The sequence below is a fragment of the Alkalimonas collagenimarina genome, assembly GCF_030717845.1.
Taxonomy (GTDB): domain Bacteria; phylum Pseudomonadota; class Gammaproteobacteria; order Enterobacterales; family Alteromonadaceae; genus Alkalimonas; species Alkalimonas collagenimarina.
The window spans coordinates 22049-37104 of sequence record NZ_JAUZVZ010000012.1; the positions used below are offsets into that span (position 1 = coordinate 22049).

Annotated in this window: 13 protein-coding genes and 1 other RNA gene; all 14 read right to left on the reverse strand. The window is 52.0% G+C overall.

What is annotated here, in order from left to right:
• Window positions 1–2: 2 nt before the first annotated feature.
• The 14 genes from Q3O60_RS09815 to rsmI all read right to left on the reverse strand — a co-directional run bounded on the left by Q3O60_RS09815 (window position 3) and on the right by rsmI (window position 14987).
• The gene (locus tag Q3O60_RS09815) at window positions 3–929 is read right to left on the reverse strand and encodes a D-alanine--D-alanine ligase (RefSeq protein WP_305893750.1); all 927 of its coding nucleotides are present in this window, start codon (window positions 927–929) and stop codon (window positions 3–5) included.
• Complete coding sequence (gene murC, locus Q3O60_RS09820) at window positions 926–2404, reverse strand: UDP-N-acetylmuramate--L-alanine ligase (RefSeq protein ID WP_305893751.1); 1479 nt, start codon at window positions 2402–2404, stop codon at window positions 926–928. Before murC ends, Q3O60_RS09815 begins: the two co-directional genes overlap by 4 nt.
• Window positions 2401–3534: an undecaprenyldiphospho-muramoylpentapeptide beta-N-acetylglucosaminyltransferase gene (gene murG, locus Q3O60_RS09825; RefSeq protein WP_305893752.1), complete on the reverse strand. Its 1134-nt coding sequence runs from the start codon at window positions 3532–3534 to the stop codon at window positions 2401–2403. The genes murC and murG overlap by 4 nt, the downstream gene beginning before the upstream one ends.
• A complete protein-coding gene (gene ftsW, locus Q3O60_RS09830) occupies window positions 3531–4724 on the reverse strand; it encodes a cell division protein FtsW (RefSeq protein WP_305893753.1) in 1194 nt (397 codons plus the stop codon). Before ftsW ends, murG begins: the two co-directional genes overlap by 4 nt.
• Window positions 4721–6061, reverse strand: coding sequence for a UDP-N-acetylmuramoyl-L-alanine--D-glutamate ligase (gene murD / locus Q3O60_RS09835; protein WP_305893754.1), 1341 nt, complete (start codon window positions 6059–6061; stop codon window positions 4721–4723). The genes ftsW and murD overlap by 4 nt, the downstream gene beginning before the upstream one ends.
• A gap of 7 nt (window positions 6062–6068) precedes the next feature.
• Window positions 6069–7151, reverse strand: a complete 1083-nt coding sequence (gene mraY / locus Q3O60_RS09840) for a phospho-N-acetylmuramoyl-pentapeptide-transferase (RefSeq protein WP_305893755.1) — start codon at window positions 7149–7151, stop codon at window positions 6069–6071.
• Window positions 7145–8521, reverse strand: a complete 1377-nt coding sequence (locus Q3O60_RS09845) for a UDP-N-acetylmuramoyl-tripeptide--D-alanyl-D-alanine ligase (protein WP_305893756.1) — start codon at window positions 8519–8521, stop codon at window positions 7145–7147. The genes mraY and Q3O60_RS09845 overlap by 7 nt, the downstream gene beginning before the upstream one ends.
• Window positions 8518–9987 carry a UDP-N-acetylmuramoyl-L-alanyl-D-glutamate--2,6-diaminopimelate ligase gene (locus Q3O60_RS09850; protein WP_305893757.1) on the reverse strand — a complete coding sequence of 490 codons (1470 nt, stop codon included), beginning with the start codon at window positions 9985–9987 and terminating at the stop codon, window positions 8518–8520. The genes Q3O60_RS09845 and Q3O60_RS09850 overlap by 4 nt, the downstream gene beginning before the upstream one ends.
• Window positions 9977–11728: a penicillin-binding transpeptidase domain-containing protein gene (locus Q3O60_RS09855; protein ID WP_305893758.1), complete on the reverse strand. Its 1752-nt coding sequence runs from the start codon at window positions 11726–11728 to the stop codon at window positions 9977–9979. Before Q3O60_RS09855 ends, Q3O60_RS09850 begins: the two co-directional genes overlap by 11 nt.
• Window positions 11725–12033 carry a cell division protein FtsL gene (gene ftsL, locus Q3O60_RS09860; protein WP_305893759.1) on the reverse strand — a complete coding sequence of 103 codons (309 nt, stop codon included), beginning with the start codon at window positions 12031–12033 and terminating at the stop codon, window positions 11725–11727. The genes Q3O60_RS09855 and ftsL overlap by 4 nt, the downstream gene beginning before the upstream one ends.
• Window positions 12030–12989 (reverse strand): 16S rRNA (cytosine(1402)-N(4))-methyltransferase RsmH, encoded by a 960-nt coding sequence (rsmH, locus tag Q3O60_RS09865; protein WP_305893760.1) that lies wholly within the window; start codon window positions 12987–12989, stop codon window positions 12030–12032. Before rsmH ends, ftsL begins: the two co-directional genes overlap by 4 nt.
• Window positions 12990–13454, reverse strand: coding sequence for a division/cell wall cluster transcriptional repressor MraZ (gene mraZ / locus Q3O60_RS09870; RefSeq protein ID WP_305893761.1), 465 nt, complete (start codon window positions 13452–13454; stop codon window positions 12990–12992). It abuts the gene before it with no gap.
• A gap of 276 nt (window positions 13455–13730) precedes the next feature.
• Window positions 13731–14097: RNase P RNA component class A (gene rnpB / locus Q3O60_RS09875), an RNA gene on the reverse strand.
• A 38-nt stretch (window positions 14098–14135) separates the two neighbouring features.
• Window positions 14136–14987 carry a 16S rRNA (cytidine(1402)-2'-O)-methyltransferase gene (rsmI, locus tag Q3O60_RS09880; protein ID WP_305893762.1) on the reverse strand — a complete coding sequence of 284 codons (852 nt, stop codon included), beginning with the start codon at window positions 14985–14987 and terminating at the stop codon, window positions 14136–14138.
• Between the last annotated feature and the right edge of the window lie 69 nt (window positions 14988–15056).

The window sequence follows — 15056 nt, forward strand, 5'->3', positions numbered from 1 at the left end:
TTTTACGCTTGCTCCTTCTCTGCGATGGTCTGATCCAGTACGGCCAGCACCAGTTCATTAAAGGTATAACCGGCGGCCTTGGCCGCCATAGGTACCAATGACTTTTCCGTCATGCCAGGTACCGTATTCACTTCCAATACATAAGGCTGATTGTGCGCATCCAGCATAAAATCGACCCGCCCCCAACCTGAGGCAGCCACCGCAGTAAAGGCTTGCCAGGCAATCTGCTGTACTTGCTGCGTCAGCGCTTCATTCAGTGGTGCCGGGCACAGGTACTCGGTGGTATCCACCTGATACTTGGCCTCATAATCGTAAAAATCCCGCGGAGTACGCATTTCTATAATGGGCAGTACCTGCTCACCCAACACCGACACGGTCAATTCACGGCCATCTATCCAGCGCTCTACCAATACATCGCGATCGAACACCAGTGCTGCTGCCACCGCTGTTTTTAAGGTGGCTTCATCAGCAGCAACACTCATGCCGATACTGGAACCTTCATTGGCTGGCTTGACCATCACCTTGCCACCAAGACTCTGTAACAGTTCATGGGTCGCTTGCTCAACCTGTTGCAGCACCTGAAAATCAGCTGTCGGAATACCCAGCGCTCGAAACAACCCTTTGCAACGACTTTTATCCATCGCCAGGGCCGAGCCCAGCACCTTACTGCCGGTATAGGGCAGGTTCAGTTGCTCTAAAGCACCTTGCATGCTGCCATCTTCGCCGCCCCTGCCGTGCAAGACGATAAAGACCCTATCGGGTTTGCTGGCAGCCAATTCGGCCAGCGATTGATGCTTCGGATCGACCGCATAGGCATCAACACCGCTGTGTTGCAGTGCACTCAGCACCGCTTGCCCTGAGCGAAGCGAGACATCCCGCTCAGCGGAGTTCCCGCCAAATAACACCGCCACACGGCCAAAGCGACTCATGCCTGACCCCCACTTTGCTTTAATTGCGCACAATCTAATTTGGCTTCGGCCAGTGATTTTGCCAAAGCACCAATATTGCCAGCACCTTGCGTTAACAGCACATCGCCATCTTTCAGCACATCTGCCAACACCACGCCAAGCTCCTGCGGTGGTGCGACATAAATAGGATCAACCTGTCCACGCGCCCTAATAGAGCGACACAGGCTTTTGCTATCAGCGCCTGGAATTGCCGCTTCACCGGCAGCATACACATCCAGCAATAGCAGTTGATCGACCCCGGAGAGCACCTGAGTAAACTCTTCGTACAAATCTCGGGTCCGGCTGTAACGGTGAGGCTGATACGCCATCACCAAGCGGCGATCCGGCCAGGCGCTGCGTGCTGCCGCAATAGTGGCCGCGACTTCAGTCGGATGATGGCCATAATCATCAATCATCAATACTTTGCCCTGGCCAGTATCAAATTCACCATACTGCTGAAAACGACGGCCAATGCCTTCAAATTTATGCAAAGCAGCCAGGATGGCGGTTTCGGCAATGCCTTCATCTTGCGCAATAGCAAAGGCAGCCGTGGCATTCAGCACATTGTGCCGCCCCGGCAAATTCAGCGAAATGGTCCATTGCTGCTGCTTCACATCGGTCAGCGTAAAGTGGCTTTGAGCACCGGTTTGATGAAACTCGCTGATGCGATAATCAGCATCATCACAAAAACCATAGGTCAGCACTTTACGACCAATGGCTGGCAGTAACTCGCGGATCACGTCGTCATCAAGGCAGGCCACCACCACGCCATAAAATGGCTGGTTATGACAAAACTCGACATAGGTGGCTTTTAACTTTTCAAAATCGCCACCATAGGTGTCCATGTGGTCTGGTTCTATATTGGTGATCACCGCCGCCATGGGTTGCAGATGCAAGAAGGAAGCATCGCTTTCATCCGCTTCGGCAATCAGGTAGGGCCCAGTGCCCAAACGGGCATTGCTGCCTGCTGAGTTTAATAAGCCCCCAATCACAAAGGTAGGGTCAGTGCCAGCTTCGCCAAAAATCGAAGCCAGCAAACTTGTAGTCGTGGTTTTACCATGCGTACCAGCGATGGCAATGCCGTGGCGAAAACGCATCAGTTCTGCCAGCATTTCTGCCCGACGGATCACAGGGATACGCTGCGCCATGGCGGCTTGCACTTCCGGGTTATCAGCAGCTATTGCACTGGATACCACCACGACACTCACACCCTCGATATGCTCTGCGCTATGGCCAAAGCGTACGTCAGCACCTAACGAGATCAATCGCTCCAGCACCGTGTTCGGCGCAATATCAGAACCACTGATGCTGTAGCCTTCGTTCAGTAATACTTCGGCAATACCACCCATACCAGCACCACCGATACCCACAAAGTGAATACGCCCAATCCGGCGCATAGCATGGCTATGTTGTGGTAAGTGTTGAGGTAAATGCTTAGGTAATACTGCTTTATTCATACCGCTCTTCCAAGTTGCTGTTCACAGCGCTGCGCCAACTGCTCAGCCGCGTCATCCATGGCACAGCGTCGAGCTTTCTGTGCCAGTTGTTGTAAAGTTGTTTTATTTTGCAGCCAAGGGGCCACTAATGAAGCCAGCTGCCCTTGCTCCAAATCGCTTTGCTTTAGTAATAATGCCGCCCCCTGTTCGACCAACCAATTGGCATTGGCCGTTTGGTGATCGTCAATAGCTTGTGGCAAAGGCACAAAAATAGCCGCAACCCCGGCACAGGCCACTTCACTGACAGTGAGAGCACCAGCACGACATATCACTAAGTCCGCCCAATGGTAAGCAGCGGCCATATCATTGATAAATGCCATTACTTCAGCCTGAAGCTGCGGTTGGCTTAGTTGCTGATAACTCTGTTGGACTATCGTCTCCATCGCAGATCCGGTTTGATGCCGTACTGCGATAGCACCCGTTTCAGCTAATGCCGAAAGCTGTGCTGGCAACTGTTCATTAAATACCTTGGCGCCTAAACTGCCGCCAATCACCAGAATGCGTAACTCTGTGTGCTCATGCATCTGTTCCGGTTGGCCAGCAGCAATGACTTCGTGGCGCACCGGGTTGCCAACCAGCTCGCGCTTGGCAAGCCCGGGGAATGCTTGAGGAAAAGCCACCAGTACCTGTTTAGCCAATCGCGCCAACCAACGATTAGTGGTTCCTGCAACCGCATTTTGCTCATGAATTAAAAGCGGAATGCGTTGCAGCCAAGCCGCCACCCCACCAGGGCCACTGGCATAGCCACCAAAGCCAACCACCAGATCAGGTTGCACCTGTTGCACCACAGACCGCGCTTGCCAGACTGATTGCAACAGCATCCAGGGTGCTAGCAAAAGTTTCTGCCAGCCCTTGCCACGTAACCCCTGCACTGCAATGCTGTGAAAAGGCCAACCAAATTCAGGCACCAGACGTGCTTCCATCCGATCGGCGGTACCCAGCCAATGAATGCTCCAGCCACGTGTGGCCAACTGCTGCGCCAAAGCCTGCGCCGGGAAAATATGACCACCAGTGCCACCCGCCATCAGCAACACGGTCGGTGTTGCCATGGTGGTTGTGGCGGCATGAGGTGTTGCTGAGACTGTTGTCATTTGCTACGCCCTCCGGTGATTGCTTGCTTGCCATCCATCCGTACTTCAAAATCGATTCTCATCACCAGCGCAGCAGCAATCAGCATGATGATCAAACTACTGCCACCATAACTGACAAAGGGTAAGGTGAGCCCTTTGGTTGGCAACACACCGCTGGCGACGCCGACATTGACTGCGGTTTGAAAGCCAAACCATATCGCCATACCTAAGGCTAAGAACCCGTGGAAATGCATGTGTTTTAGCATGGCCTGACGACCTATCCATAAAATCCGCGCTACCATTAAAAACAACAGCGCAATCACGCCAAGCACACCCAAAAAGCCCACTTCCTCAGCGATGATGGCAAAAATAAAATCAGTATGGGCTTCTGGCAGATACTCCAGCTTTTGAATGCTGTTGCCCAAGCCCTGACCACTAAAGCCGCCACGGCCAAAGGCCATCAGAGATTGCGTTAATTGGTAACCGCTGCCAAACGGATCAGCCCAGGGGTCAAGAAATGCTGTAACCCGACGCCAGCGGTATTCGCTATAGACAATCAGTACTGCCACCGACAGCAAACCTGTCGCCATCAGCACAATAAATTGCCATAGTTTGGCACCAGCCAAAAACAGCAACACCACAGCCGTGGCAAACATCACAATGACGGTACCCAGATCAGGCTGCAACAACAGCAACACCGCAAATAAGAACAGCACCAACATGGGCTTCAGGAAGCCTTTCATATTATCCCGTACTTCGTCGTGACGTCGTACCAAATAACTGGCCAGGTAAACAAAGAAAAATAGTTTTGCCGGTTCGGCCGCTTGTATATTGATAGGCCCAACCGATAACCAGCGTTTAGCACCATTAACGCTATGACCAAAAAGCAGCACCGCCAGCAACGCCGCAACAGCCAATGCCAGCAACAAAATATTGCTCTGATGCCACCAGTGCACCGGAATATTAAGCACGGCAATAGCGCAAGCAAAGCCCAACCCCATATAGATCAAATGGCGCATGGTAAAGTAGATCGGGTTGCCAAACATGCGATCGGCTACGGGAATGGAAGCGCTGGTCACCATCACCAAACCAATCGCCAGCAATGCCAACAACAACACCAGAAACACACTGTCGTAATCGCGCTGCTGGTCACGCTCCAGCAAGGACCATTGTTGCCAACGTGGCCAGTGCAGCAAGGTGAACGCTTTCATCGCACCACCTCCCGCACTGCTTCGGCAAAACGTTCGCCACGTTCCATGTAATTTTTAAACATGTCCAAACTGGCACAGGCAGGAGACAGCAATACCATGTCCCCCGCTTTCGCAAAACGAGCCGCCTGCTTGACCGCAGCCTGCAGATCAGCGACTTGCTTACTGCCGTTTTTCATCACAGCAATAGCGGTACCGTCCTGACCATAAGTAATGAGCTGATCAACATCCTTTTGTAAGGTGCTGGCCAGCTCAGTCATATCCTGGCCTTTGCCGTCACCACCTGCCAGCAAAATCAATTTCCCTGACACCTCAGAGCGTAATCCATCAATCGCGGCCAATGTGGCACCGATATTGGTGGCTTTGGAGTCGTTCACCCAGCGAATGCCCTGATGCTCCAGCACCAACTCACAGCGGTGAGGCAACCCTTTAAAGTGGCTTAACACATGACGCATGCTGGCAAAGTCGGCTCCTGCTGCCAGACTCAGAGCGGCCGCTGCCAGTGCATTGTACTGATTGTGTCGTCCCACCAATGATAGGGCCGACACTGGCATCAACTCCGAACCGGCCAGATAGAGATAATAATGACCGGCACGCTCGACTACACCATAGCCATCGGAGCTTTGTGGTGCATCCAGCCCCAGGCTGTGTTGGTTTAGCCCCTGCGGCTGAGGCATCGTATGCGCATCGGCCCGATTGTAGAATGCTAATTTTGTTTGCTGAAAGACCCGCTGCTTGGATTGGCTATAGGCTTGCAATGATGAGTAGCGGTCCAAGTGATCGGCGGATAGGTTTAAAATGGTACTAGCAACCGAACTAAGGCTGGTCGTGGTATCCAACTGAAAGCTTGATAACTCCAGCACAAACAGCTCGGCATCGTCTTGCTGCATGGCCGTGAGTACCGGTAAACCGATGTTGCCAGCAGCCACGGCTTTAATACCACTGTGCTGCAAGATGGCTTCAACCATCGCCGTTACCGTCGATTTCCCATTCGAACCGGTAATGGCCACCACAGGTTTATGGTTGTAACGGGCAAACAACTCCACATCACCTATGACTTCAACACCTTGCGCCATGGCAAAGCGGATAGCCGGATGACGAAGATCCAGACCAGGGCTGACCACTAAGACATCCATCTGCGCCAATCGATTCGCATCCAGTTCGCCCAAGTAAAGCCCATCGGTTTTATCCAGTGCCAGATCATTCACGCCCTGTGGCTTTTTGCGCGTATCCATTAGCACCGGGCGAATGCCATGTTGCAGCAAAAAACGCACCGTCGCCTGGCCTGATAGGCCAAGTCCGACGACTGCAATGCGTTTTTGTTGCCACGATGACATCATTATTTCATTACCTTAGTTTTAAAGTAGCCAACCCAATCAACACAAACATCACTGACAAGATCCAGAAACGCACAATCACGCGCGGCTCTGGCCAGCCTTTCAGTTCGTAATGATGATGGATTGGCGCCATGCGAAAAATCCGCTGACCACGTAACTTGTAAGAGCCCACTTGCAAAATGACAGATAACGTCTCCATCACAAAGACACCGCCCATAATGAACAGAATCAGCTCTTGTCGAACTAAAATTGCAATCACGCCAAGTACAGCACCCAATGCCAGTGAACCGACATCGCCCATAAACACTTGAGCCGGGTAGGTGTTAAACCACAAAAAGCCAAGACCAGCACCAATCAAGGCAGAACAAAGCACCACCAGTTCGCTGGTATGGGGTAGATAAGGAATATTCAGATAACTGGAGAACACCACATTACCGCTTGCATAGGCAATAATGGCAAAAGCGCCTGACACCATGATGACTGGTACAATAGCCAGACCATCGAGGCCATCGGTCAGGTTGACGGCGTTGCTGGTACCGACAATAACGAAGTAGCTCAATGCCAAAAACAGCAGGCCCAATTGCGGCATAACATCTTTGAAAAAAGGCACCAATAATGCGGTTTCCGCCGATTGCTCGGCGGTCATGTAAATAAATAAAGCGGTGATGATGGCAAAGACCGATTGCCAGAAGTATTTCCAGCGGGCAATGAGGCCTTGCGGGTCTTTGCGAATGACTTTGCGGTAATCATCGACAAAACCAATCGCACCAAAACTGACCAGGACAAACAGCACCACCCACACATATTTGTTGCTCAGGTTCGCCCACAGTAAAGTACTGACCAGCACAGAACCCAGAATCAACAAACCACCCATGGTTGGGGTGCCTTGCTTGGAAAAGTGACTTTCCGGCCCGTCGTTGCGCACCATCTGACCTATTTGCATACGCTGCAAACGGGCAATCAAGCGGGGGCCTAAATACACACTCAGTATTAACGCCGTTAATACACCTAAGATTGAACGGAACGTCAGATAACTAAAGACGTTAAAAAATGTCATGTACTGAGTGAGGTATTCGGCAAGCCACACTAACATGGGGTTTTCTCCTGCTGACAACTAGCTAGCAAGTCTTGCACCACCAACTCCATGTTTGCACTACGAGAGCCTTTAACCAGAATGGTGATGTCTTGTTGCTGGGCGATAAAAGGTTCCAGTTGCGTCACCAGCGTCTGGCGCGAACTGAAGTGATGCCCTTGACCGTTGAAACAATCACTGGCGCTCTGTGATAACACCCCCAGCGTGAACAAAAGATTAATCCCTTGTTCCTTTGCATACTTTCCAACCTGTTCGTGGTACAAACGTGCATCTGTACCCAATTCAGCCATGTCGCCTAACACCAAGACCCGATAGCCATGATAACTGGCCAACAAGTCGATTGCCGCCCGGACCGCGCCTAAGCTGGCGTTGTAACTATCGTCAATAATTCGCACGCCCGGGCGCGCATCAATGACCTGAGTCCGACCTTTCACTGTGCTCATCTCGGCCAGGCCGAGCTGAACATCATTCAAGCTGGCACCAAGTGCCATCGCACCAGCAGCAGCCACCAAGGCATTCGCCACATGATGAACACCAGGCAAGTTTAGCTGCACAAAGCCATGCCCTTGTGTGCACTTCAACTCAAAACCAGCACAGCCCTGCGTATTCAGGACAATATCTGCAGCCTGATAATCGGCATCGTGTTGTAGGCTAAAGGTCAGTACCTGCTGTTTTTGCAAACGGCTTTGCCAATAACCAGTAAACTCACTGTCGGCAGGGATCACCGCAACCTGACCCGGTTGCAAGGCACTAAAAATCTCGCCTTTAGCGCGAGCCACGCCTGCTAAATCGCCAAAACCTTCTAAATGAGCTTCTGCGACATTGGTGATCATCGCCACATCGGGTTGCACTAAGGAACTGGTGTACGCAATTTCACCCTGATGATTGGCACCCAGTTCAACCACAGCATAATCATGTTCTGGCTCTAACCGTAACAGTGTCAACGGAACACCAATGGCATTATTAAAATTACCAGCCGTGGCCAGCACCCGCCCTTTGCGCTTTAGAATCGCCGCCAACATTTCTTTGACCGTTGTTTTGCCCGCACTGCCGGTGACAGCAACCGTTGGAGTCCCTAACTGCTGTTTGACATAAGCAGCTAGTTGTCCCAGGGCTAAGGTGGTATCCGCCACGATAATTTGTGGGATACTTACGTCTTGTGGGCTATGGACCAATACGGCTGCCGCGCCCTTTCGCTCGACCTCAGCGACAAAAGCCTGGCCATCAAAGGTCGCCCCTTTTAAGGCAACAAAGAGTTCGCCCTGCCTAATTGCCCGGCTATCAGTGCTGACGTGACGAATAGGAGTATTGTCACCAACCAAGACGCCAGCGGTAACCGTTGCAATGGTGGCTGTATCTAAGGTGATCATCGGCTCATCTCCCGTTGTAGCTGACGGATAAAGGCTCGTTCATCGTAATCCCGAAACACATCGCCTATCTGTTGATACGTTTCGTGCCCTTTGCCTGCCACCAGAATGACATCGTTCGGTTGCGCTTCGCTCAGGGCTAATTTAATGGCGTGCTCACGGTTGGGTTCAATTTGGTAGCAGGCCGTCTCGGACATCCCTGCCGCAATTTGTTGGCAGATCTGATTGGCATCCTCGTGGCGAGGGTTGTCAGAAGTAATCACAATGCGATCGGCATAACCTTCGGCGGCGCTAGCCATCAAAGGACGCTTACCCTGATCGCGATCACCACCGCAACCAAACACACACCATAGGTGACCACGACAGTGTGGGCGCAAGGCTTCTAACGCCAATTGCAGCGCATCTGGAGTGTGGGCAAAATCCACCACCAGAGTCAGCGGATGAGGAAACTGGAATTGCTCCATCCGACCTGGGATCGCTCTTAACACAGCTGCCGCCTGACACAAGGCTGCGACTGGATAACCACACAGCGACAATGCAGCGATAGCCGCTAGCGCATTTTCAATATTAAACAGGCCTATCAAGGGCAAGGTCAGTTCAAAATCGCCTTCCGGGCTATGAACTTTACAGCTGAAACCACCTGGAATTGGTTGCACGGCGCTGTAAGCAAGGTAGCGCTCGAACGGCCGACATGCCTCCAGTGTACCAATAGCGCAGAAAGGCAATTCGCATTGCGCAGCCAGCCCGGCACCAAAAGCATCAGACACATTAATGACCGCTTGCTGACAATAATGCCTGGTAAATAGGCGCGCTTTGGCAGCGCCGTAAGCCTCCATACTACCGTGGTAATCTAAATGGTCTCTACTCAGGTTGGTAAAAACCCCCACCTGAAACATCAGCCCCTCTATACGCTGCTGAACGATGGCATGCGACGACACCTCCATCGCAACCAACTGGTGATTTTGCTCTAGCAAGTGGGCTAAAATTTTCTGGATCTCAACCGCATGCGGTGTGGTATTCGGCAATGGCGTTAGTTTATCTGGGTGGCCATAGCCCAGAGTACCTATCACTGCTGCATTATGGTGTAGCTGTTGCGCCAACTGCTGTACAAAGCAACTGGTACTGGATTTACCATTGGTGCCGGTGACAGCAATCAGCTTCATCTGGCTGGCAGGGTGCTGATAAAATTGAGCAGCCAGACCTTGCAGCTGATTGATCAGGTCTACCATTACGATCACCTGTGGATGCTCGACAAAAGCTGCTGGTGCTTCATCGGTGATCACCAGCGCAGCGCCTTGTGCTAAAGCCTGCTCGATAAAAGCATTGCCATGTTGCTGATGACCAGGCAAAGCGAAAAAGACATCGCCCTCGCTTACCTGACGGCTATCAATTTGTAAATTCTTTAGCGCTTGTGCTGGTATCTGTTCGGCCAAGGCACCCAGCCATTGCGCAGCGGTATTAACCTGCATGGGAACCTCCAGTGCGCTTGGTGATGCGGACTCGTTCAGCATCCGGAGTAATATTATTCAAGCGCAACACAGCGTCCATGATATTTGAGAACACCGGTGCTGCAATTTCGCCGCCATGGTAATAGTCACTGGCGGGTTCATTCAGTACCACTACGGTAGCAAAGCGAGGATTTGAAATAGGCGCTATGCCAGCAAAGGAAGCCACATAATCATCACCGTAGCCTCCAGCAATAGCTTTACGCGTGGTGCCGGTTTTTCCGCCCACCCGATAGCCATCGACCCGGCCACGGGTAGCAGTACCACCAGGCTCTACCACCGCTTCCATCATGTCCAGCATTGCATCGGCATAAGCTTCGGTTAGCACCCGCTCACCCGGCAGACCTTGTTCTGATTTTAAAATGGTCAATGGTCGTAAGATGCCGCCATTGCCGATAGCAGCATACAGACGTGCTAGTTGCACTGCAGTAACTGACAGGTTGTAACCAAAGGATAAGCTAGCCAATTCATGATCAGACCAACGGTTACGATGACTGAGCATGCCGGAGCTTTCCCCCGTTAAACCAAGCCCGGTATCCATACCCAGACCCATATTAAAATACAGATCCAATAAATGTTGATGCGGCATGGATAACGCCAACTTAGTCACACCAATATTGCTCGACTTCTGCATGATGCCGGTCAGATCCAATTTGCCGTTGTTGCTGCCAACATCCCGCACCCAGCTGCCACCAATACGCAGCATGCCCGGTGAGGTATCAATGACGGTATCCAGATCCGCCGAACCAAATTCCAACGCGCTTAAAATAGGCAATGGCTTGATGGTGGAGCCAGGCTCAAACATATCGGTAATGGCACGATTGCGAAAATGATGTACCGGCGTATTCCGTCGGTTATTGGGGTTGTAAGAAGGGCTATTGACCATGGCCAACACTTCGCCGGTATGTACATCTACAATCACCACTGAGCCTGAGCTGGCGCCATAGGTCAGCACTGCTTTTTTTAATTCACGATAGGCGATGCTCTGCATGCGCTGATCAATACTCAATTGCAGACTCTTTGGCTCCAATGCATCTTCGCGTTCCAGCACTTCAATCTCGCGTCCTTTGGCATCACGTCGCACTAAAGAGCGTCCAGCCGTGCCGGTCAGTACTGCGTTAAAACGACGCTCTATGCCCTCGACCCCAACATCATCGATATCGGTAAAACCAATCAGATGGGCCGTCACTTCGCCCGCAGGATAAAAGCGACGCGACTCTTGACGAAAATAAATGCCGGGTACCGCCAGACGACGCACATAGTCGACAGCCGCAGGGTTTACCTGACGCTGCAAATAGACGAAGCGCCGACGGCTATCACTGCCAATCCGTGCACTCAACTGCTGTGGTGTCATATTTAAGGTGTCGGCCAATGCCTGCCAACGACGCTCATCTTGCTCCGAACCGCGCTCCAGTACCACTTTAGGATCGGCCCAGATTGCCTGCACCGGCACACTAACGGCTAATTCTTCACCATGACGATCCAAAATCATGCCGCGCAATACAGTATCCGACTTCACCCGCAGACTACGCAGATCACCTTGGTTGATCAGCATGTCAGGCTCAAGCACTTGCAAGTAGGCGGCTCGGGCAACCAACACAACAAAGACCGAGCCCAACGCCAATAGCACAAAAATAAAACGCCAACCCACTATACCTGGAGTCTGGTTGCGTTTTGCATGCGTTTTTTGCTTGGTCCGGCTCATGGCAAAGTCACCATGACGTCACGGTCGCCACTGGGACGACGCATTTGTAAACGACTGTTGGCAATCGCTTCAACCCGGCTGTGTTCAGACAGGGCACGCTGTTCCAACAGCAAGTTACGCCATTCGATATCGAGATTATCGCGCTGCTGATCCAACTGATTGTGTGAGCTGATTAGTTGACGATTTACATGTGACGAATGCACCACAGCAAGCGCAGTTAATAAGCAGGCAAACATCAGCAACAAGGCCAACCGATAGCGGCGCCAATCGCGTAAAATCACCTGAGTTAAGCGGATTTGGCTCATGGCTGCCCTCCCGCCATTGGCGCGGTTTTTTCGGCAATTCGCAGCACCGCACTTCGAGCTCGTGGGTTGGCTGCTAATTCAGCCTCAGAAGGCATGATGGCTTTGCCAATCAGCTTTAATGGCAAGTGCTGATACAACTCAGCATCGGTTAATGGTAAGCCTCGCGGAATAGGCGTTGCCTTGCTGTGTTGGCGCATAAACTGTTTGACCAACCGATCTTCCAGCGAATGAAAACTAATTACCACCAAGCGACCACCAGGTGCCAGCGCATCCAACGCCGCTTCAAGGGCTAACTTGACTTGTTCCAGTTCGCTGTTGATGTATATACGAATGCCTTGAAAGCTACGGGTAGCTTGATGCTTCTTCTCTTTCGGGCTCTTTTTCACCACGCCGGCAATCAGTTCAGCCAATTGCCGGGTCCGGGTCAAGGGTGCCTCTTCGCGTGCTGCAACGATGGCATTAGCAATACGCCAAGCTGATTTTTCTTCGCCATAGGCTCTCAGCACAAAGCTGATGTCTTCAACATCGGCGCTAGCCAGCCACTCAGCGGCAGATAACCCGGTATCCGGGTCCATACGCATATCAAGGGGACCATCACGCATAAAGCTAAAACCACGTTCAGCATCGTCCAATTGTGGGGAGGACACGCCGAGATCCAGCAAGATGCCGTTCAACTGGCCATGAATCTGTTGTTGCTGGCACAGGGTGGCCAGCTCCGCGAAGGGGCTGCGGTTGATGTGGAAGCGAGGGTCAGACTGCAGTGGGGCTGCAGCGGCTATCGCCGCAGGATCGCGGTCTATAGCATAAAGGCGGCCATCGGCTGATAACCGGGAAAGAATTTCACGACTGTGCCCGCCACGGCCAAAGGTCCCGTCAAGATAAATCCCATCGGGTTGAATGGCGAGTCCGTCGAGTGCTTCCTGCAACAAGACAGATGTATGAGAGCTGACAGTCATTTACAGTGCAAAGTCCTGTAGTCGTTCAGATAATTCAGTATCGGCTGGCATGTCACGTTCCAGCGCCATATCGTCTTCTACCCGGTCTAACCAGGCAGTTTCATCCCATATTTCAAACTTATTTAACTGGCCGACCAAGCGGATATTTTTGTCTAAACCGGCGTGGCTACGCAGTGGGCCGGGTAACAAAATGCGGCCATTTTTATCCATGTCGCATTCAGAGGCATGTCCCAGTAGCAAGCGCTTCAAGCGAAGCTCCTGCGCATTAAAGCTGGATAAACGTTTGAGTTTTTCTTCGATATCTTCCCACTCGGCCAGTGGGTATAGCATCAGGCAAGGGTCTTTGTGATCGATGGTGCAGATCATTTGGCCACTGCATTCAGACAACAAGAATTCGCGGTAGCGCGCTGGTAGCGCGATCCGGCCTTTGGTGTCCATTGTCAGCGTAAATGAGCCACGAAGCATAATTTAGTCCACGGAGCGAGCGGTTGATCCCACACGATCCACAATATTCCACAAATCCCCACAATGCTACAGTTTAGGGTCGGGATCCGACCATTGTCAAGGTAAAAGCCATGCATAATGATCGTTTAAGATCCAGTAAAAATGCAGTCTGGAGCAAAACACATGATTTTGTGGGAGAAAGTGGAATAAATAACCAGAGACCTGCAGTTGATGACACATCGTGCAGAGGTGATAAAAGACAAATAGAATAATAAATTGATGGATTTACGGAGGGGAAAAGTGAGTTGGCCAATAAGCCGGGTTCTGTCCCTTGTTTCCAAGGTGGCAACCATTCCTCTAGGATGCATGTCGCCATACACCTCAAGCAACCTACCCGCCTCCAACGCGGGCCGCGCCATAGGAGGCCTATTTGGTCTTGCTCCGAGTGGAGTTTACCGTGCCACGAACTGTTGCCAGCCGCGCGGTGCGCTCTTACCGCACCCTTTCACCCTTACCTGATCCCGCAAGCGGGCCATCGGCGGTTTGCTCTCTGTTGCACTAGTCGTCGGCTTGCGCCGCCCAGGCGTTACCTGGCACTCTGCCCTGTGGAGCCCGGACTTTCCTCCCCTTGCAGATGCAAGCAGCGATTGCCTTGGCCAACTCGGGGCGCAGTATACGTGAAAAGCAGGTGCAAAACAGCCTTTATTTCTGCTGCAAACTCAGGCCGTGCTGGTAGAGTGCATTTTTCTTCAGGCTATGGATATCAGCGGTTAATGCAGCTGCTTTTTTTAGTGGCAACTCCTGCATCAGTAACTGCAAGGTATGAAGCACAGCGGGGGCGATATCATTGTCGCTGTCTGGTTTTGCCGCTGGTGCAATCATCAGCACCATCTCACCCTGACAACGCTTTGGATCTTCCTGCAACCAGTGCAGGATCTCGCTGGCGGTGCCCCGGGCGAAGTGCTCAAAGGTTTTGGTCAACTCTTTCGCCAACACCAACTCTCGCTCAGCGCCAAACACTTCAACCAGATCATGCAAGGTCGCCTGCACTCTGCGCGCCGTTTCATAACAGACTACAGTGCCAACACCAGCAGGAATACGGTTCAGCTGGTTGATACGCTGTTGCTGTTTGGCCGCTAAAAAACCAATGAATAAAAACTGATCGGTCGGCAAACCCGCTGCGCACAGGGCACTGATCAAAGCACAAGGCCCCGGGATCGGTACCACCTGCACGCCCGCTTGCTGACAATGGCGCACCAGGCTGTAACCTGGATCGCTGATCAATGGAGTCCCTGCATCGGAAATGAGGGCAATGCTTTGCCCTTGCTGCAAGGTCTCGATTAACGATGCAGCCCGTTGCTTTTCATTGTGATCATGCAAAGCCAACATTCGGGTGCTAATGCCAAAGTGCTGCAGCAGCCGGGCCGAGTGTCTTGTATCTTCGGCGGCTATCCAGTCGACTTGTTGCAGTATATCCAAGGCTCGCTGACTGATATCATTCAGGTTGCCGATTGGGGTTGCCACGATATAAAGTTGTCCGGTTTCTGTCGTCATGGGGTCGCTTTTGTTTGAGCTTCTGAGTCGGACTCAGTAAGATAGAGCCATCATTCAGCTATGGTACTG

Bases quoted from the DNA above. Each gene is read 5' to 3' on its own strand.
- ftsW (WP_305893753.1), bottom strand. From the start codon at position 4,724: ATGAAAGCGTTCACCTTGCTGCACTGGCCACGTTGGCAACAATGGTCC.
- murG (WP_305893752.1), bottom strand. From the start codon at position 3,534: ATGACAACAGTCTCAGCAACACCTCATGCCGCCACAACCACCATGGCA.
- murC (WP_305893751.1), bottom strand. From the start codon at position 2,404: ATGAATAAAGCAGTATTACCTAAGCATTTACCTCAACACTTACCACAA.
- Q3O60_RS09850 (WP_305893757.1), bottom strand. From the start codon at position 9,987: ATGCAGGTTAATACCGCTGCGCAATGGCTGGGTGCCTTGGCCGAACAG.
- murD (WP_305893754.1), bottom strand. From the start codon at position 6,061: ATGATGTCATCGTGGCAACAAAAACGCATTGCAGTCGTCGGACTTGGC.
- Q3O60_RS09845 (WP_305893756.1), bottom strand. From the start codon at position 8,521: ATGATCACCTTAGATACAGCCACCATTGCAACGGTTACCGCTGGCGTC.
- ftsL (WP_305893759.1), bottom strand. From the start codon at position 12,033: ATGAGCCAAATCCGCTTAACTCAGGTGATTTTACGCGATTGGCGCCGC.
- rsmH (WP_305893760.1), bottom strand. From the start codon at position 12,989: ATGACTGTCAGCTCTCATACATCTGTCTTGTTGCAGGAAGCACTCGAC.
- Q3O60_RS09815 (WP_305893750.1), bottom strand. From the start codon at position 929: ATGAGTCGCTTTGGCCGTGTGGCGGTGTTATTTGGCGGGAACTCCGCT.
- mraZ (WP_305893761.1), bottom strand. From the start codon at position 13,454: ATGCTTCGTGGCTCATTTACGCTGACAATGGACACCAAAGGCCGGATC.
- rsmI (WP_305893762.1), bottom strand. From the start codon at position 14,987: ATGACGACAGAAACCGGACAACTTTATATCGTGGCAACCCCAATCGGC.
- mraY (WP_305893755.1), bottom strand. From the start codon at position 7,151: ATGTTAGTGTGGCTTGCCGAATACCTCACTCAGTACATGACATTTTTT.
- Q3O60_RS09855 (WP_305893758.1), bottom strand. From the start codon at position 11,728: ATGAGCCGGACCAAGCAAAAAACGCATGCAAAACGCAACCAGACTCCA.